This window comes from Staphylococcus sp. McC-251-APC-3A2, from assembly GCF_009695665.1.
Lineage (GTDB): Bacteria > Bacillota > Bacilli > Staphylococcales > Staphylococcaceae > Staphylococcus > Staphylococcus cohnii.
Genome location: NZ_VUNO01000006.1, coordinates 37,720 through 56,383, shown reverse-complemented (window position 1 = coordinate 56,383; position 18,664 = coordinate 37,720). Strand labels below are relative to the sequence as shown.

The 18,664-nt window shown below is 33.4% G+C and carries 18 protein-coding genes; 17 read left to right on the top strand and 1 reads right to left on the bottom strand.

The window, feature by feature from the left end; translation table 11 throughout:
* Positions 1-25: 25 nt before the first annotated feature.
* Both rpoE and FYJ81_RS11390 read left to right on the top strand, forming a co-directional pair.
* Positions 26-568: a DNA-directed RNA polymerase subunit delta gene (gene rpoE, locus FYJ81_RS11395; RefSeq protein ID WP_107384759.1), complete on the top strand. Its 543-nt coding sequence runs from the start codon at positions 26-28 to the stop codon at positions 566-568.
* Positions 569-893: 325 nt separating this feature from the next.
* Entirely contained in the window at positions 894-2,504 is a 1,611-nt protein-coding gene (locus tag FYJ81_RS11390; RefSeq protein WP_107384758.1) for a CTP synthase, read from the top strand.
* A gap of 82 nt (positions 2,505-2,586) precedes the next feature.
* Here FYJ81_RS11390 and FYJ81_RS11385 read toward each other — a convergent pair whose 3' ends face one another.
* Positions 2,587-3,108 (bottom strand): DUF2529 family protein, encoded by a 522-nt coding sequence (locus FYJ81_RS11385; protein WP_107384757.1) that lies wholly within the window; start codon positions 3,106-3,108, stop codon positions 2,587-2,589.
* A gap of 220 nt (positions 3,109-3,328) precedes the next feature.
* On the opposite strand from FYJ81_RS11385, the gene fdaB reads away from it, so the two are divergent.
* From fdaB to wecB, 15 genes are all read left to right on the top strand, one after another.
* Positions 3,329-4,189, top strand: coding sequence for a class IIb fructose-bisphosphate aldolase FdaB (gene fdaB, locus FYJ81_RS11380; RefSeq protein WP_107384756.1), 861 nt, complete (start codon positions 3,329-3,331; stop codon positions 4,187-4,189).
* Between the two features lie 362 nt (positions 4,190-4,551).
* Complete coding sequence (locus FYJ81_RS11375) at positions 4,552-5,811, top strand: UDP-N-acetylglucosamine 1-carboxyvinyltransferase (RefSeq protein WP_107385295.1); 1,260 nt, start codon at positions 4,552-4,554, stop codon at positions 5,809-5,811.
* Between the two features lie 87 nt (positions 5,812-5,898).
* Positions 5,899-6,219, top strand: a complete 321-nt coding sequence (locus FYJ81_RS11370) for a winged helix-turn-helix transcriptional regulator (protein WP_107385296.1) — start codon at positions 5,899-5,901, stop codon at positions 6,217-6,219.
* Positions 6,220-6,622: 403 nt separating this feature from the next.
* Positions 6,623-8,053 carry an aldehyde dehydrogenase family protein gene (locus tag FYJ81_RS11365; RefSeq protein WP_107385297.1) on the top strand — a complete coding sequence of 477 codons (1,431 nt, stop codon included), beginning with the start codon at positions 6,623-6,625 and terminating at the stop codon, positions 8,051-8,053.
* An 841-nt stretch (positions 8,054-8,894) separates the two neighbouring features.
* Complete coding sequence (gene rho / locus FYJ81_RS11360) at positions 8,895-10,211, top strand: transcription termination factor Rho (protein WP_107384850.1); 1,317 nt, start codon at positions 8,895-8,897, stop codon at positions 10,209-10,211.
* 133 nt (positions 10,212-10,344) lie between these two features.
* On the top strand, positions 10,345-10,602 hold the full coding sequence (locus tag FYJ81_RS11355) for a type B 50S ribosomal protein L31 (protein ID WP_019468287.1): 258 nt from the start codon (positions 10,345-10,347) through the stop codon (positions 10,600-10,602).
* A 202-nt stretch (positions 10,603-10,804) separates the two neighbouring features.
* Entirely contained in the window at positions 10,805-11,404 is a 600-nt protein-coding gene (locus FYJ81_RS11350; protein WP_107384849.1) for a thymidine kinase, read from the top strand.
* Complete coding sequence (gene prfA / locus FYJ81_RS11345) at positions 11,404-12,480, top strand: peptide chain release factor 1 (RefSeq protein ID WP_019468289.1); 1,077 nt, start codon at positions 11,404-11,406, stop codon at positions 12,478-12,480. Before FYJ81_RS11350 ends, prfA begins: the two co-directional genes overlap by 1 nt.
* On the top strand, positions 12,464-13,303 hold the full coding sequence (prmC, locus tag FYJ81_RS11340; RefSeq protein ID WP_107384848.1) for a peptide chain release factor N(5)-glutamine methyltransferase: 840 nt from the start codon (positions 12,464-12,466) through the stop codon (positions 13,301-13,303). Before prfA ends, prmC begins: the two co-directional genes overlap by 17 nt.
* Before the next feature lie 95 nt (positions 13,304-13,398).
* Positions 13,399-14,442, top strand: a complete 1,044-nt coding sequence (locus tag FYJ81_RS11335; protein ID WP_107384847.1) for an L-threonylcarbamoyladenylate synthase — start codon at positions 13,399-13,401, stop codon at positions 14,440-14,442.
* Positions 14,439-14,861: a low molecular weight protein arginine phosphatase gene (locus FYJ81_RS11330; RefSeq protein WP_107384846.1), complete on the top strand. Its 423-nt coding sequence runs from the start codon at positions 14,439-14,441 to the stop codon at positions 14,859-14,861. The genes FYJ81_RS11335 and FYJ81_RS11330 overlap by 4 nt, the downstream gene beginning before the upstream one ends.
* 143 nt (positions 14,862-15,004) lie before the next feature.
* Positions 15,005-15,529 carry a TIGR01440 family protein gene (locus FYJ81_RS11325; protein WP_107386305.1) on the top strand — a complete coding sequence of 175 codons (525 nt, stop codon included), beginning with the start codon at positions 15,005-15,007 and terminating at the stop codon, positions 15,527-15,529.
* Between the two features lie 21 nt (positions 15,530-15,550).
* Positions 15,551-16,789: a serine hydroxymethyltransferase gene (gene glyA, locus FYJ81_RS11320; protein ID WP_107386306.1), complete on the top strand. Its 1,239-nt coding sequence runs from the start codon at positions 15,551-15,553 to the stop codon at positions 16,787-16,789.
* Between the two features lie 16 nt (positions 16,790-16,805).
* The gene (gene upp / locus FYJ81_RS11315) at positions 16,806-17,435 is read left to right on the top strand and encodes a uracil phosphoribosyltransferase (protein ID WP_019468295.1); all 630 of its coding nucleotides are present in this window, start codon (positions 16,806-16,808) and stop codon (positions 17,433-17,435) included.
* 22 nt (positions 17,436-17,457) lie between these two features.
* Positions 17,458-18,588, top strand: coding sequence for a non-hydrolyzing UDP-N-acetylglucosamine 2-epimerase (gene wecB / locus FYJ81_RS11310; RefSeq protein ID WP_107384842.1), 1,131 nt, complete (start codon positions 17,458-17,460; stop codon positions 18,586-18,588).
* Positions 18,589-18,664 lie beyond the last annotated feature (76 nt).

The window sequence follows — 18,664 nt, the reverse complement described above, 5'->3', positions numbered from 1 at the left end:
ATGCCTCTGAAAGGAAGAATAAATAATGAGAATTCAAGATTACACTAAAGAAATGGTTGACGAGAAATCATTTATTGATATGGCCTATACATTATTACTTGAAAAAGGCGATACAATGAACTTATATGATATTATTGATGAATTTAAAGCATTAGGTCATTACGAAGACCACGAAATTGAGAATAGAATTGTTCAATTCTATACAGACTTAAATACAGATGGTCGTTTCCTAAATGTTGGAGAAAATATATGGGGCTTACGTGATTGGTATTCAGTAGCTGATATTGAAGAAAAAATAGCACCAACTATCCAAAAATTCGACATTTTAGACGACGACGATGAAGAAGATAAGACATTAAAATTACTTGGTGAAGATGAAGCTGACGACGATGATGACATCCCAGCAGTTACTGATGACCAAGAGACAATCGAAGAACCTGATGAAGAAGAAGTGGACGAAGAAATTCCTGAAAATGAAATCGTTATTGATGAAGATGATGACGAAGATGAAGATTTAGAAGAAGATGAAGAAGAATATGATGAAGAGGACGAAGATAAAGAAAATTAATCAATAATCTATCAATATTCATTTGACTTTTTCTGCGAAAATGATAAAATTTTATTCGGGCTCCTTTAATTAGGACGACGTGTATAAATATTATACGCTCCCCCTTGCAAATGCTGTGAGAGGGAGCGATTTTTTTATTTGAATTACTATACAAATTTTATAAAATTTTAATTTATGACGTTATTTATAGTGAATATAATGATATTTAAAAATTATAAAGCTTTGACGTTTAGATAAATTATAACCATTTCAATGATTAATGAAACATGCCATAAATTTTTGTTGGTATTGTGAGAATGACTGTTTTAATAATAGGAGGCAGAAAATGACAAAGTTTATTTTTGTAACTGGTGGAGTTGTATCTTCATTAGGTAAAGGTATCACAGCAGCATCTTTAGGACGTTTATTAAAAGATAGAGGGTTAAAAGTTACAATACAAAAATTTGATCCATATTTAAATGTTGATCCAGGTACAATGAGTCCATACCAACATGGTGAAGTATTTGTTACTGATGATGGTGCGGAAACAGATTTAGACTTAGGACATTATGAAAGATTTATTGATATTAATTTAAATAAATATTCAAATGTTACAGCTGGTAAAGTCTATTCACATGTTTTGAAAAAAGAACGTCGTGGTGATTATCTTGGTGGTACGGTCCAAGTAATCCCTCATATTACAAATGAAATTAAAGAACGTTTACTATTAGCGGGAGAAAGTACAAATGCTGATGTAGTTATTACTGAAATTGGTGGTACTACTGGTGATATTGAATCATTACCATTTATTGAAGCGATTAGACAAATTCGTAGTGATTTAGGTCGTGAAAATGTCATGTACGTACATTGTACACTTTTACCATTTATAAAAGCTGCCGGTGAAATGAAAACAAAACCAACGCAACACAGTGTTAAAGAACTACGTGGTTTAGGTATTCAACCTGACTTAATCGTAGTACGTACAGAATATGAACTAACACAAGATTTAAAAGATAAAATTGCTTTATTCTGTGATATTAACAAAGAAAGTGTAATTGAATGTCGTGATGCAGATTCACTCTATGAAATCCCTTTACAATTAAGTAAACAGGACATGGATGATATCGTAATTAGACGCTTAGAACTTAACGCTAAATACGATACTCAATTAGATGAATGGCAATATTTATTGGATACAGTCAATAGTTTAGATGGCAAAATAACTATTGGTTTAGTTGGTAAATATGTCAGTCTTCAAGATGCATATTTATCGGTTGTTGAATCATTAAAACATGCAGGTTATCCATTTAAAAAAGATATTGAAGTTAAATGGATAGATTCTAGTGAAGTAACTGATGAAAATGTACATGATATACTTAATGATGTTGATGGCATTTTAGTTCCTGGTGGATTTGGATTCAGAGCAAGTGAAGGAAAAATTTCTGCTATCAAATACGCGAGAGAAAATAATGTACCATATTTCGGTATTTGCTTAGGTATGCAACTTGCTACAGTAGAGTTTGCTAGAAATGTACTTGGCTTTGAAAATGCACACTCTGCAGAACTAGATCCTTCAACACCACATCCGATTATTGACCTATTGCCTGAACAAAAAGATATTGAAGATTTAGGTGGTACGTTAAGATTAGGTCTATATCCATGCCATATAAAAGAAGGAACTTTAGCGCATAAAATTTATGGCGAAGTTGATATAGAAGAAAGACATCGTCACCGTTATGAGTTCAATAATGAATATAGAGATCAATTAGAAGAAAAAGGCATGATATTCTCTGGAACTAGTCCAGATGGTAGATTAATCGAAATGGTAGAAATTCCGGAAAATGATTTCTTTGTCGCATGTCAATTCCATCCAGAATTCCTATCTAGACCTAATAGACCGCAACCTATATTCAAAGCGTTTATAGAAGCATCATTGAAACACCAACAGATTAAGTAAATATAGTTGTAAAAAGGCTGAAACGATAACATACGTTTCAGCCTTTTTTTAAATCAGATTGTCTATTAAATTTGATGAAATGCTAAAGATTTAAATCTCTAACCATTTCAACCATTTGTGTATATATATCATAATAAATATAATTAAATGCAATAGGATGTGGTATAACAATTTTATCGTAATCTTCCGTATAGACAATAGGTCTAGGCGTACTTAAATTAATAAAATGAAATAAATGATCCTGAAAGTTTTCTGTCTTTGGCTTATTACAAATTAAGACAAAATCTACATCGTTTGCAATTAATGCGTTAACGTCTTTTTCTACATCCTCAGTATAATAAGGAGAAAAGAGAAACACTCTATCTGTTGTATCAATATCTTCAAATGTATTGAGTGAGCGTAGCGCTATACTAGACTCTAATTTTTCATTACTGTTTAATATATAACTTTCAAAAAAATTCAAATCTCCATAACCTTTAACAAATACATTACCTTCACCGCCAATTGCTTGAATTAAGCATTGAGCTGCCATTTGAATATCTAAAGCTTGTGCTTCTATTCGATTAAAAACACCATTTAATTGTGTGTTCAAAATTTTAGACATATATGTACCTCCGTTCTATTCACTCAACTTATTGTAAATAATGGTAGTAAATATTGCAATTTTATATAAAAACATGAAAATTAAAGACTGATTTAAAAGTAATAAATTGAAAAAATAAATTAAAAACGCTTACAATTGAATAGAAGAATGCAAATTGTTTGGGATTTTGATATAATTAAATTGTAAAAATATGTGCTTAATGCACTAAGGAGGAACTTTCATGCCTTTAGTTTCAATGAAAGAAATGTTAATCGATGCAAAAGAAAATGGTTATGCGGTTGGTCAATACAACTTAAATAACTTAGAATTTACACAAGCGATATTAGAAGCTTCACAAGAAGAAAATGCTCCAGTTATTTTAGGAGTTTCTGAAGGTGCAGCACGTTATATGGGTGGATTCTATACAGTAGTTAAAATGGTAGAAGGATTAATGCACGATAAAGAAATTACGATTCCAGTTGCAATCCACTTAGATCATGGTTCAAGTTTTGATAAATGTAAAGAAGCTATTGATGCTGGATTCACTTCAGTTATGATTGATGCTTCTCATGAATCATTTGAAGATAACATAGCAATTACATCAAAAGTAGTTGAATACGCTCACGAACATGGTGTATCAGTAGAAGCAGAATTAGGTACAGTTGGTGGACAAGAAGACGATGTTGTTGCTGAAGGTGTTATTTATGCAGATCCTAAAGAGTGTCAAGAGCTTGTTGAAAAAACAGGTATAGATACATTAGCACCAGCATTAGGTTCAGTTCATGGACCGTATAAAGGTGAACCAAAATTAGGATTTAAAGAAATGGAAGAGATTGGTGCTTCAACAGGTTTACCATTAGTATTACATGGTGGAACTGGTATCCCAACTAAAGACATTCAAAAAGCGATTCCGTTTGGAACTGCAAAAATCAATGTTAATACAGAAAACCAAATTGCTTCTGCTAAAGCAGTACGTGAAGCTTTAGACAATGATCAAGAAATGTATGATCCTCGTAAATATTTAGGACCAGCACGTGAAGCAATTAAAACAACAGTAATTAGTAAAATTAAAGAGTTTGGTACATCAAATAGAGCTAAATAATCGGCTTATAATAAAAAGGTTAGTATTATATAACAATCTTGATGATTAAACTGAGAAGGCTGCGACAATTTTTAATGTCGCAGTCTTATTTTTTTATGTTATAATCTATGAGCATTAAAATTAAGTAAATTGAAAAAATTAATATAATTTTTAAACAGAAATAAGACAAGTAGGATTTGAATCCTATTAAATCGGGAATGAATATATCATTATAGTATACATAAAAGTGAAGCAATACATAAATTTAAATTAAAAAGGTTTTGTTTCATTGGTGTGTTTTGCAAACTGTATTTTTTTACTTTATAATGCAAATAATGTAATTAAATTGAAATACTGATTGAAAGGCAAAGGAGATCAAGCGAATGGCTCAAGAAGTAATAAAAATTAGAGGCGGTCAAACACTAAAAGGTGAAGTTAATAATCATGGTGCAAAAAATAGTGCTGTAGCAATTATTCCAGCGACAATATTAGCGGAAGATAAAGTTACAATAGAAGGGTTGCCACAAATCTCAGATGTTGAAACGCTTGTGAGTTTATTAGGTGATTTGAACATTAAGGCAAACTTAGAAGGTATGACCCTTGAAGTTGATCCAAATGAAATTGAAAATGCGCCGTTACCTAATAACAAAGTAGAATCATTACGTGCATCATACTATATGATGGGAGCAATGTTAGGTAGATTTAAAAAATGCGTGATTGGTTTACCAGGCGGTTGTCCATTAGGTCCACGACCAATTGATCAACATATCAAAGGTTTTAAAGCATTAGGTGCGCATATTGATGAATCCAGTGAAACATCTATGAAAATTGAAGCTGATCGTTTAATAGGAGCTAACATATTTTTAGATATTGTTAGTGTGGGTGCTACAATTAACATTATGTTGGCAGCAGTTCGAGCTGAAGGGCAAACTGTAATTGAAAACGCAGCGAAAGAACCTGAAGTTGTTGATGTAGCAAACTTTTTAACAAGTTTAGGTGCTAATATTAAAGGTGCTGGTACGAGTACTATTAAAATAAAAGGTGTTGAGCATCTTCATGGATCACATCATCAGGTGATTCCAGATAGAATCGAAGCAGGAACTTATATGTGTATTGCAGCAGCTTGTGGTGAAGATATTGTAATTAATAATATTATTCCTACTCATGTTGAGCCATTAACTGTTAAGTTGAAAGAGCTTGGTGTAGACATTAATGTCAGCGATGATAGTGCAACAATTAAGAGGAGTGCACCATATGCTAGTGTAGATATCAAAACATTAGTATATCCTGGTTTCGCCACAGATTTACAACAACCTATCACGCCGTTATTATTTATGGCTGATGGCGTATCTTTTGTGACTGAAACAATTTATCCTGCTAGATTCAAGCACGTAGAAGAACTTAAAAAAATGGGTGCTCATATTACATCAGATAATGGTACTGCTACTATCAAACCATCAAAATTAACTGGTGCAGAAGTATACGCGAGTGACTTACGTGCAGGTGCTTGTCTTATTGTAGCTGGTTTATTGGCTGAAGGTGTTACTACAATTTACAATGTAAAGCATATTTATCGTGGTTATACTAACATTGTTAAAACACTAAAATCACTTGGTGCAGACATTTGGACTGAAAAAATATAAAACATGTGGTATAATAATTATACTGAATGAATAAAACATAATTATAGTTTATGCAGTGGGAAATATAATTGATATGAGGTGATGACCATGGAGGTTTGCCCTTATCTAGAAGAGACCTTTAAAATAGTAGGCAGAAGTTGGAACGGTCTTATCATTAATTACTTGTCTAGATGCACAGAAAAATCTGCTCATTTTTCTGATATGAAGCGTGATTTGAAAACAATTACGCCTCGTGCGCTTAGCATAAAATTAACAGATCTAAATGAATGGGGGCTTGTAGAGAAAAAGATTATTTCTACTAGTCCTATGAACATTTTATACCAACTTACAGATAAAGGTGATGCCTTGGCAACGGCATTGGTTCCTATGGAAAAATGGGCCCAAGAATATATTGAGTTAGAAAGCTAAAGATTTTAGCTTTTTAATTTGATATTCTACGTAATATTTATTTACAGATAAATGTTATTTCGAGGTTATTTTTAACATACTTAGGTTAGCTATAAAGAAATCTTTGTTTAAAGATTTCTTTATAGCTTTTTTATTTATTGTTGAGCCATCTTTTTGCAATAATTTAAAATGACTTAGGTGATTGACATATCGTATTATGCTTAATAATTATAATTTTTAGGCTATCACTGTTATTTCATGTCGTCGTATAGATAGTTAATGCTCTTACAACAATGTGCAATTATCATGCGTGAAAGCCTGTAATAACAACGTTTGAAAAGATTTGATATGAGCAGATATGTTTTAAAATTAAAAATCTAGGTTAGAATAAAAATATGAACACAAATTAAGGAGTGAATAATAGATGAGAAACTTCACTAAACAATATATCAACGGACAATGGGTAGAAAGTTCAAGCGGAGAAACACTTGATGTTATCAACCCAGCAACAGAAGAAGTAGCAGGTAAAATTGCTAAAGGTAATAAAGAAGATGTTGATAAAGCGGTAGAAGCGGCAGATAATGTATATTTAGAATTTAGACACAGTTCTGTAGAAGAAAGAAAAGAACTCTTAGATAAAATCGTTCAAGAATATAAAAATAGAAAAGATGATATCGTTGACGCAATAACCGATGAATTAGGAGCTCCTTTAAAAGTATCTGAAAATGTCCATTACCAAATGGGATTAGATCATTTTGAAGCAGCACGAGACGCATTAGATAATTTTGAATTTGAAGAAAGACGCGGTGACGATTTAGTCGTCAAAGAAGCGATTGGTGTTGCAGGATTAATTACACCATGGAATTTTCCAACTAACCAAACTTCATTAAAATTAGCTGCAGCCTTTGCAGCGGGAAGTCCGGTCGTGTTAAAACCATCAGAAGAAACACCATTTGCAGCAATTATTTTAGCAGAAATATTTGATAAAGTTGGCGTACCTAAAGGCGTGTTTAACTTAGTAAATGGCGACGGCCAAGGTGTGGGAAATCCGCTTAGCGAACATCCAAAAGTGAGAATGATGTCCTTTACTGGATCTGGTCCAACTGGTGCGAGTATTATGAAAAAAGCAGCTGAAGATTTCAAAAAAGTATCATTAGAATTAGGGGGTAAATCTCCATATATAATTTTAGATGATGCTGATATCGATGGCGCTGCAAGTGCAGCTACTGGCAAAGTCGTTAATAACACAGGCCAAGTTTGTACTGCAGGAACAAGAACATTAGTACCAGCAAGTATAAAAGAAGAATTCTTAACAGCTGTTAAAGAAAAATTTAGCCAAGTTAAAGTTGGTAATCCTCGTGAAGAAGGTACACAAGTAGGACCAATTATTAGCAAAAAACAATTTGATCAGGTTCAATCATATATTGATAAAGGTGTAGAAGAAGGTGCCGAATTATTATATGGTGGTCCTGGAAAACCTGAAAACTTAGAAAAAGGTTATTTTGCAAGACCAACTATTTTTAATAATGTTGAAAATGATATGACAATTGCACAAGAAGAAATTTTCGGTCCTGTAATGTCTGTAATTACGTATAATGATTTAGACGAAGCTATTGAAATTGCAAATGATACGAAATATGGCTTAGCTGGTTATGTATATGGACAAGATAAAGAAAAACTTCACAAAGTAGCACGTTCAATTGAGGCTGGAACAGTTGAAATTAATGAAGCTGGACGTAAACCAGATTTACCATTCGGTGGTTACAAACAATCAGGTTTAGGACGCGAATGGGGAGATTATGGTATAGAAGAATTCTTAGAAGTTAAATCTATTGCAGGATATTATAATTCATAATCTATTATAAAAACTAAGCGAGATGTTGTAACAAAACAAACTGAGACAAAAATCTCACGCTTAAAAGTGACTAATCCATAGGTCTATGGATTAGTCACTTTTTTAATCTTGCGATTTCGATCGTGCATGCTTGCCTGGGGATATGATTCGATCCTGTAGTCTCTCATTCATATCATTTCCCTGGGCGTCAGCACGTTTCCAAATCGCTATAAGTGATGTGTCATCATACAAAAACATCTCCGTATTATTTAAAGAAGTAACTATTTTATAACAATAGAAAACATGATTTATCATATACAATTAATGGAAAGTTGAATTTTTAAATTCACCAAATAATTCAACTGAACATGAGTATAAATGATGGATTAGTCACTTTTTTAATCTTGCGATTTCGATCGTGCATGCTTGCCTGGGGATATGATTCGAGTTTGTAGTCTCTCATTCATATCATTTCCCCGGGCGTCAGCACGTTTTTAAATCGCTATAAACTAAGACTTAACTTATATTATTCGTTGAAACTGAAATTTTAATTCCTAATATAAGTACATCGCAATATGTAAATAACAACTTCTGTATTGTTTCAATAGCAATTGATAATTACGCTTGAGCTAAAGATATTTATATCTTGGGGCTTATTATATTTAGAAAATTTGAAATATAAAGTAAAGTTTTACAATTTAATATACTGTTTTATTAACTAATTAGCTTTAAAGCAGTATTTATAAATTTCAATTATTGAAATACATTTTGTAATTAAATAAAATATTTGCTATAGTTATAAAAGTAAATAGCGTAGTTCATTATGTTATTTAAAACTTATTTATGAAATGGGTGCAAGATAATGCCTGAAAAAGTACGAACATCACCTCAGTACGAATCGTTCCACGAGTTATATAAAAATTACACTACTAAAGATCTCACTCAAAAAGCAAAATCACTGAAATTAACAAATTATAGTAAATTAAATAAAAAAGAGTTAGTTCTTGCAATTATGGAAGCGCAAATGGAAAAAGATGGAAACTATTATATGGAAGGTATCTTAGATGATATCCAACAAGATGGTTACGGCTTCTTAAGAACTGTCAATTATTCAAAAGGTGAAAAAGATATTTATATATCTGCTAGTCAAATACGTCGTTTTGAAATTAAACGAGGCGATAAAGTAACTGGTAAAGTAAGAAAACCAAAGGATAATGAAAAGTATTATGGTTTGCTACAAGTAGATTTTGTCAATGATGAGAATGCAGAAGAAGTTAAGAAAAGACCACATTTCCAAGCATTAACACCATTATACCCAGAAGAACGCATCAAGTTAGAAACAACAAAAGAAAACTATTCTACGCGTATTATGGATTTAATTACTCCAATCGGTTTAGGACAACGTGGTTTGATTGTTGCCCCGCCTAAAGCTGGGAAAACATCATTATTGAAAGAAATTGCAAATGCCATCGCAATCAATAAACCTGATGCAGAATTATTTGTGCTACTTGTGGGTGAAAGACCAGAAGAGGTTACTGATATAGAGCGTTCTGTTGAATCGGCAGAAGTTGTTCACTCAACATTTGATGAACCTCCACAGCATCATGTCAAAGTAGCAGAATTACTATTAGAACGTGCAAAGCGTTTAGTAGAAATAGGTAAAGATGTCATTATTTTAATGGATTCCATTACAAGACTTGCACGTGCATATAACTTGGTTATCCCGCCAAGTGGACGTACACTTTCAGGTGGTTTAGATCCAGCATCATTACACAAACCTAAGGCGTTCTTTGGTGCAGCAAGAAATATTGAAGCTGGTGGTAGTATGACGATATTAGCTACTGCGTTAGTGGATACTGGTTCTCGTATGGATGATATGATATATGAAGAATTTAAAGGAACAGGAAACATGGAATTACATCTTGATCGTAAACTAGCTGAACGTCGTGTATTTCCAGCTATTGATATTGGTCGAAGTTCTACACGTAAAGAGGAATTGCTAATATCACCAAAAGATTTAGAATCACTTTGGCAACTGCGTAACATGTTTACAGATTCACTTGATTTTACAGAAAGATTTGTAAGAAAATTAAAACGAACAAAAACGAATCAAGAATTCTTTGAACAATTACAGGAAGCTGCCAAGGAGAGTACTAAAACTGGAAAGCCAATTATTTAAAGCGGCTTATCATTTAAAAATGTGATTTAGGGTTGCGTTTTAGTTTTATAACAATTATAATTATCAAGTATTGGGTAAAAAAACTCACAAACAACTCTGTTCCAGATGGTTCAGGGCAAAGGAGCTGAAAAAAATGAAACAAAATATTCATCCTGAATACCACAAAGTTATCTTTTTAGATACAACTACAGATTTTAAATTCTTAAGTGGTTCAACAAAATCTTCATCAGAAACGATGGAATGGGAAGATGGAAATGAATACCCAGTTATTCGTTTAGATATTTCTTCTGATTCACATCCGTTTTACACAGGACGTCAAAAATTCGCTGCTGCGGATGGTCGTGTGGAACGTTTCAACAAGAAATTCGGATTCAAATCAAGCAACGAATAATTGTTGTAATAAGGCATTCTCATTTTATGAGAATGCTTTTTTATTTAACATGGATGATGGAAAGGTAAAACCAAAAGAGTGCCGATGTTTTAGTACATTAATTACATATTAAATTACAAATAACTTAAGAGAAATTGATATTTTAAGATGGAAAATATGATATAATAAACCGATTATGTTTTGAAAAAGGGTGGAACGCATAATGAATGAAACTTATCATTCCGGCTGGATAGAATGTATAACTGGAAGCATGTTTAGTGGTAAATCTGAAGAATTAATTCGTCGCTTAAGACGTGGACTATATGCTAAACAAAAGGTGGTTGTATTTAAACCAGCAATAGATGACCGCTATCATAAAGATAAAATTGTTTCGCATAATGGCAATGCAATTGAGGCAATTAATATCTCAACAGCAGCTGAGATTTATAAACACGATTTATCAAATTTTGATATTATAGCAATCGATGAAGTTCAATTTTTTGAAAACAACATTGTTCATATTGTAGAAGAATTAGCTGAAAAGGGACATAGAGTGATTACTGCAGGTTTAGATATGGATTTCAGAGGTGAACCATTTGAACCGATACCTCATTTATTAGCAGTAAGTGAAGAAGTGACTAAACTACAAGCTGTTTGTGCAGTATGTGGCTCGTCATCAAGCCGTACACAACGGTTAATTGATGGCAATCCAGCAAAAATAGATGACCCTGTGATTCTCGTCGGCGCAAACGAAAGCTATGAACCTAGATGTAGGGCACATCATATCGTTGCACCAAGTAATCATGAGAAGGAGGAAATGTAGTGTTTGATCAATTAGACATTGTAGAAGAAAGATACGAACAATTAAACGAAATGTTAAGTGATCCTGAAGTCGTAAATAACCCAGATAATTTACGAAAATATTCAAAAGAACAGGCTGATTTGCAAAAAACAGTTGAAGTGTATCGCGAATATAAACAAGTTAAAGAAGATGTAACTGAAATAGATGAAATGTTACAGGAAACAAAAGATGAAGAAGAAGTTGAAATGCTCAAAGATGAAAAGCAAGAATTGAGCCAAAAAATTCCAGAATTAGAAGAAGAATTAAAATTCTTGTTAATTCCAAAAGATCCAAATGATGAAAAAGATGTAATTGTTGAAATTCGTGCAGCTGCTGGTGGAGATGAGGCTGCAATATTTGCTGGAGATTTATTTAGAATGTATTCTAGATACGCTGAAGCGCATAGTTATAAGACAGATATAGTAGAAGCTACTGAAAGTGACCATGGCGGATACAAAGAGATTAGTTTCTCTGTTTCAGGCACAGGCGCTTATAGTAAATTGAAATACGAAAATGGCGCACATCGTGTACAACGTGTACCAGCAACAGAGTCAGGTGGACGTATTCACACGTCTACAGCTACAGTTGCCGTATTACCAGAAGTTGAAGATGTTGAGATAGAAATTCGTAATGAAGATATTAAAATAGATACCTATCGTTCTAGTGGGGCAGGTGGGCAACACGTAAATACTACAGATTCAGCCGTTCGAATCACACACTTGCCAACGGGTGTTATTGCTACTTCATCAGAAAAATCTCAAATTCAAAACCGTGAAAAAGCAATGAAAGTGTTAAAGGCACGTTTGTTTGATATGAAATTACAAGAAGAACAACAAAAGTATGCAGCACAGCGTAAATCAGCTGTCGGTTCAGGTGATCGCTCAGAGAGAATTAGAACATACAATTACCCACAAAGTCGTGTAACGGATCATCGTATTGGATTGACATTGCAGAAATTAGAGCAAGTTATGGAAGGTAAGTTAGATGAGATTATTGATGCACTAACTTTAGCTGAACAAACAGATAAATTGAAAGAACTGAATGACGGTGAATTATAGAGAAAGATTGAAGATTGCACAAAGCAAATGTGAAGCAATAGGTATTGAAGTAACAAGAGCTGAATGGTTGATGCTTGATTTATTTCAATGGCAAAAAACAGATTATTTGTTGCATGCTGACGAAATTATGACAGAAGCACACAACGTGTTGTTTGATAATGCGGAAGCAAGGATGTTACAAGGTGAACCTATTCAATATATTGTAGGCACACAATCTTTTTATGGTGAAATATTTAAAGTGAATGAACACTGTTTAATTCCGAGACCTGAAACAGAAGAAGTATTACTGCATTTTTATAATTTGGTGAAGTCTGGAGATAAAGTTGTAGATATAGGCACAGGTAGTGGCAACATACCTATTTTACTTAAAAAAATGAATCAATACTTGGACGTTTTAGCTACAGATTTATATGATGCAGCTTTATCGGTGGCAAAAGACAATGCTCAGTATCATGATGTAGACATTACATTTTTACAAGGTGATGCCTTAAATCCTTTAATAGAGAAAAATATTAAAGTGAATGGATTAATTTCAAATCCACCATATATAGCTGATAGCGAAAAAACTTTAATGGAAGATACAGTATTGAGATATGAACCTACCAGTGCTTTATTTGCTGAAAATAATGGTTTTCAAGTTTATGATAAGATTTTAGAACAATTGCCAGATGTATTATTACCCAATGCAATAGTTGTGTTTGAAATTGGTTATAAACAAGGCCTTACTTTAAAGAAAAAAATTGAAGAAAAATATCCTGCTGTTTGTGTTCAAATAATAAAAGATATTAACAATAATGATAGAATTATTTCTTTCGAATGGTAACTTAAGAAGTTGTGTGCTGAACATGATAAGTCATGAAGGTGCATAACTTCTTATTTTGTTTTAAAATTGAAATTAAGATGAAAGGGTGTGTATAGATGGAAACAAAAATATGGGATTTGAGGAATCATCTGACAGACGATGTTAATATAGATACTTATAATGAAATAAAAAATGTTTTTGAAGCTGGTGGACTCATCGCTATACCAACTGAAACAGTATATGGTTTAGGTGGCGATGCAAGAAATGAACAGACTATAAAAAATATTTATGCAGCAAAAGGTAGACCTTCAGATAACCCTCTAATCGTTCATATACATAATGTTAAACAATTAGATGCATTTACAAAGCATATTACACAAGAAGTTAGGATGCTAATGAATCAATTTTGGCCTGGTCCAATTTCATTTATTTTACCACTGAAAAAAGGTTTTTTATGTGAAAGTGTAAGTGGTGGACTTTCATCCATAGCAGTTAGGATGCCGAGTCACCCGATTGGAAGGAAAATATTAGAGTTTGTAGATATACCGATTGCTGCGCCCAGTGCTAATTTAAGTGGTAGACCTTCTCCAACTAATTTTGAACACGTATATCGTGATTTAAACCAAAGAATTGATGGTATTGTCAATGGTGACCAAAGTGAAGAAGGTCTAGAAAGTACAGTGTTAGATTGTACACAATATCCGTTTAGGATAGCTCGTCCAGGGTCTATTACCAAATCTATGATTGAAAATGTGTTGCCTGGATCTATTTCAACAAAAGAGGATTTGAATCAAGAAAAGCCCATAGCTCCAGGAATGAAATATAAACATTATGCACCAGATACCCCAATAACAATTGTATACGCGGTTCATCAACAACTATCCTCAAGTAAAGATTGGCGTAATGTCGCTTTTATATTTCCAAAAGATAAACTGAAATATATTCCTGAAAATGCAACTTTCATTCCACTGTGTGAAAATGAAAGAGATATTAAAGGTGCAAATCATAATTTGTATCAAATATTGCATGATATAGATCAAAATGAAAATATTAAAGAGGCTTATATATTTGGATTTGAAAATCGTGATGATGCAGTTGCTATCATGAATCGTATGCAAAAGGCAGCAAATTATACCATTGTTAAAGGAGAAACTTTATGAAAATCGTTTTTGTCTGTACTGGAAATACTTGCAGAAGTCCGATGGCAGAAAGTATTGCAAAAGCTAAAATGCCAGATATTGAAGTTGCATCACGTGGCTTGTTTGCAATAGATGGTGCACCTACATCAGAATATACACACGCTATCGTAAAAGAAAAACAATTACCAATACCAGAAAATGCTCAAAAGTTCACTGAAATTGATATGAATGCGGATCTTATTTTGACCATGTCAACAAGCCATAAAGAAGCAATTAAACAAATGTATGGTAAAGGTACACATATATTCACTTTAGGTGAGTATGTATTGCATGGTGATGATGTCGCTGACCCGTTCGGAGGAACTAAATCAGATTATATTGAAATTTATAATGAATTAAATTCATTGATTGAAAAATTAAAAAATAAAATATTAGAGTAAATAAATATGTGAAATTAGTATGAGTAACTCATTAAATACGTTATAATAATAACGTGTAGCAAATTTGCTAGCAATTAAATTTGTCTGATTGGACTTATGTATTTTGGCTTACTTTATATCAAAATAAATAAGGGGTGTTAAACATGGAGGGTTTAAAAGCGTTATTAGATGAATTAAAATCTAAATCTTTCTTTAAAGACGATGAGCTTTGCATTATAGGTTGTTCTACTTCAGAAGTGATTGGCGAACGCATAGGTAGTGTTGGATCAATGGAGGTAGCAAAAGATATATTTGAAGCATTAAAAGAGATTGAAACAGAAACAGGCGTTTCTTTTGTATTTCAAGGCTGTGAACATATCAATAGAGCAATTACTATTGAAAAAGCAAATTTCGATCCCCTAACGATGGAAGAAGTAACCGTTGTACCTGATGTCCATGCTGGAGGTAGTTTAGCTACATATGCATATCAACATATGGCTGACCCTATAGTCGTTGAAACAATTAACGTTCCAAAAGGTATTGATATTGGCCAAACATTAATCGGTATGCATATTAAACATGTAGCGATACCTGAGCGTACAAGCGTGAAGCAAATTGGCGAAGCAATTGTTACAATCGCTTCTTCAAGACCTAAGAAAATTGGTGGCGAAAGAGCAAAATATAACTAATACAGAAACGAGGGTTTACTAATGTCATTTATTAAAGATCAAGATAAAGAAATTTATGAAGTGATTCAAAACGAGTTCAACCGTCAAAATAACAATATAGAGTTAATCGCATCAGAAAACTTTGTGTCGGAAGCAGTTATGGAAGCTCAAGGTTCCGTATTAACTAACAAGTATGCTGAAGGTTATCCAAACAGAAGATATTACGGTGGTTGTGAATACGTAGATGTATCTGAAACATTAGCTATTGAAAGAGCTAAGCAATTGTTTGGTGCAGAACATGTTAACGTTCAACCACATTCTGGTTCACAAGCAAATATGGCTGTTTATCTCGTTGCATTAGAACACGGAGATACTGTATTAGGTATGAATTTAAGTCATGGTGGACACTTAACTCATGGTGCACCAGTAAACTTTAGTGGTCAATTTTATAACTTTGTCGAATATGGTGTCGACAAAGAGAGTGAACAAATAGACTATGACGAAGTTTTAAAAGTAGCAAAAGCGCATCAACCTAAATTAATTGTTGCTGGCGCATCTGCATACTCAAAAACAATAGACTTCAAACGTTTTAGAGAAATTGCTGATGAAGTTGGCGCTAAATTGATGGTGGATATGGCGCATATCGCCGGGTTAGTAGCTGCGGGTCTACACCCAAGCCCAGTAGAATACGCTGATTTTGTAACTACGACAACACATAAAACATTACGCGGCCCTCGTGGTGGTATGATTTTATGTAAAGAAGCATACAAAAAGCAAATTGATAAAACAATCTTCCCAGGTATTCAAGGGGGCCCTTTAGAACATGTTATTGCTGCTAAAGCTGTAGCGTTTGGTGAAGCACTTCAAGATGATTTCAAAACATATCAACAACAAGTGATAAAAAATGCAAAAGCATTAGCTGATACATTAAATAAAGAAGGTTTTAGAGTAGTATCTGGTGGTACTGATAATCATTTAGTATGCGTAGATGTAAAAGGATCAGTCAATATTACTGGTAAAGTAGCAGAAGAAGCCTTGGACTCAATAGGTATTACTTGTAATAAAAATACAATTCCGTTTGATCAAGAAAAACCTTTTGTAACAAGTGGCTTAAGACTTGGTACGCCAGCAGCTACAACACGTGGTTTTGATGAAGCGGCATTTGAAGAAGTAGCCAAAATTATTAGCCTAGTGCTAAAAGATCCTGAAAATGAAACAACATTAAAAGAAGGACAAGAAAGAGTTAAAGCATTAACTACGAAACATCCTTTATATAATTAAATTGGAGGAAGTAATTATGGGCAACGTACATGTTTTTGATCACCCACTTATTCAACACAAATTAAGTTACATTAGAGATGTACATACAGGTACAAAAGAATTTAGAGAACTCGTAGATGAAGTTGGTATGTTGATGGCATACGAAGTAACTAGAAATCTAGAGTTACAAGATGTAGAAATTGAAACACCAGTCACTAAAATGATAGCTAAGAGACTAACAGGTAAAAAATTAGCATTTATTCCCATTTTAAGAGCGGGACTTGGTATGACACAAGGTATCTTAAATTTAGTGCCGGCAGCAAGAATAGGTCATGTTGGGTTATACAGAGATCCCGAAACACTAGAAGCAGTTGAGTATTTTGTAAAACTACCACAAGATATTGAAGAAAGAGAAATTGTAGTAGTTGATCCAATGCTAGCGACTGGTGCTTCCGCAATTGAAGCGATTAATTCACTTAAAAAACGTGGCGCTAAACACATCAGATTTATGTGTCTGATTGCAGCTCCAGAAGGTGTAGAAAAATTACAAGAAGCACATGAAGATGTTGATATTTATATCGCAGCATTAGATGAGAAATTAGATGACCATGCTTATATTACACCTGGTTTAGGTGACGCTGGTGACCGTTTATTCGGTACAAAATAGTTTAACCCAGGAGTGGAGTAGTATGAAAAAAGTTATGACTGTTTTTGGGACACGTCCTGAAGCGATAAAGATGGCACCGCTCGTTTTAGAGTTGGAGAAAGATTCTGAATTACAACCAATCGTTGTAGTGACTGCGCAACACAGAGAAATGTTAGATTCTGTCTTGAAGAGCTTTGACATAACACCTGATTATGATTTGAATATTATGAAACAGGGTCAATCATTGTCTGATATAACTTCTCGCATACTCATTCGATTAGAGGATGTGATAAAGGAAGCGCAACCAGATATGATACTTGTTCACGGAGATACTATGAGTACATTCGCCGGAAGCTTAGCAGCATTATATAATCAAGTCCCAATCGGACATGTCGAAGCTGGTTTACGAACTTGGAATAAATACGCTCCATTTCCTGAAGAAATGAATAGACAAATGGTAGGAGTAATGTCTGATTTAAACTTTGCTCCTACCAATAATGCTGCAAACAATTTGATCGCTGAAAACAAACCAGAAGACACGATCGTAGTGACAGGCAATACTGCGATTGATGCTATGAAAACGACAATTCATAATGGTTATCAATCAGAAATCATAGCTAAGCATAAAAACAAACGTATTATTCTCTTAACTGCGCATAGACGAGAAAATATTGGAGAACCTATGGCACATATTTTCAAAGCAGTACGTGATATTGTCGAAGCATACGAGGATGTTGTTGTCGTATATCCAATACATAAAAACCCTAAAGTACGCGAAATTGCAGATTATTATTTGTCAAACCACACGAGAATCGAGCTTGTAGAACCATTAGAAGTTGTTGATTTTCATAATTTTGCACACCAGTCTTATTTAATTTTAACTGATTCTGGTGGAGTACAAGAAGAAGCGCCTTCATTAGGCAAACCAGTGCTCGTACTAAGGGATGTAACAGAAAGGCCAGAAGGTGTGGCAGCGGGTACATTAAGAATTGTAGGTACAAATACAAAGGACATTTTTGCAGCAACCAAAGAGCTATTAGACAACAAAAATTTATATGAGACGATGAGCACAGCTCAAAATCCATATGGAGATGGCAATGCATCATATAGAATTTGTCAAAATATTAAATATTTTTTCGGTTTAATTGATAAAAAACCTTCTTCTTTCAAATAATTATGTATTTATGTGTCATTTTTGTGACATTCTTGTAAAAAATTGAATTACAATTTGAATAGAATTGACACGTAAA

Bases quoted from the DNA above. Each gene is read 5' to 3' on its own strand.
- glyA (WP_107386306.1), top strand. From the start codon at position 15,551: ATGTCATTTATTAAAGATCAAGATAAAGAAATTTATGAAGTGATTCAA.
- rho (WP_107384850.1), top strand. From the start codon at position 8,895: ATGCCTGAAAAAGTACGAACATCACCTCAGTACGAATCGTTCCACGAG.
- FYJ81_RS11375 (WP_107385295.1), top strand. From the start codon at position 4,552: ATGGCTCAAGAAGTAATAAAAATTAGAGGCGGTCAAACACTAAAAGGT.
- FYJ81_RS11325 (WP_107386305.1), top strand. From the start codon at position 15,005: ATGGAGGGTTTAAAAGCGTTATTAGATGAATTAAAATCTAAATCTTTC.
- FYJ81_RS11390 (WP_107384758.1), top strand. From the start codon at position 894: ATGACAAAGTTTATTTTTGTAACTGGTGGAGTTGTATCTTCATTAGGT.
- rpoE (WP_107384759.1), top strand. From the start codon at position 26: ATGAGAATTCAAGATTACACTAAAGAAATGGTTGACGAGAAATCATTT.
- FYJ81_RS11330 (WP_107384846.1), top strand. From the start codon at position 14,439: ATGAAAATCGTTTTTGTCTGTACTGGAAATACTTGCAGAAGTCCGATG.
- fdaB (WP_107384756.1), top strand. From the start codon at position 3,329: ATGCCTTTAGTTTCAATGAAAGAAATGTTAATCGATGCAAAAGAAAAT.
- wecB (WP_107384842.1), top strand. From the start codon at position 17,458: ATGAAAAAAGTTATGACTGTTTTTGGGACACGTCCTGAAGCGATAAAG.
- FYJ81_RS11365 (WP_107385297.1), top strand. From the start codon at position 6,623: ATGAGAAACTTCACTAAACAATATATCAACGGACAATGGGTAGAAAGT.
- prmC (WP_107384848.1), top strand. From the start codon at position 12,464: ATGACGGTGAATTATAGAGAAAGATTGAAGATTGCACAAAGCAAATGT.
- FYJ81_RS11350 (WP_107384849.1), top strand. From the start codon at position 10,805: ATGAATGAAACTTATCATTCCGGCTGGATAGAATGTATAACTGGAAGC.
- FYJ81_RS11355 (WP_019468287.1), top strand. From the start codon at position 10,345: ATGAAACAAAATATTCATCCTGAATACCACAAAGTTATCTTTTTAGAT.
- FYJ81_RS11385 (WP_107384757.1), bottom strand. From the start codon at position 3,108: ATGTCTAAAATTTTGAACACACAATTAAATGGTGTTTTTAATCGAATA.
- FYJ81_RS11335 (WP_107384847.1), top strand. From the start codon at position 13,399: ATGGAAACAAAAATATGGGATTTGAGGAATCATCTGACAGACGATGTT.
- FYJ81_RS11370 (WP_107385296.1), top strand. From the start codon at position 5,899: ATGGAGGTTTGCCCTTATCTAGAAGAGACCTTTAAAATAGTAGGCAGA.
- upp (WP_019468295.1), top strand. From the start codon at position 16,806: ATGGGCAACGTACATGTTTTTGATCACCCACTTATTCAACACAAATTA.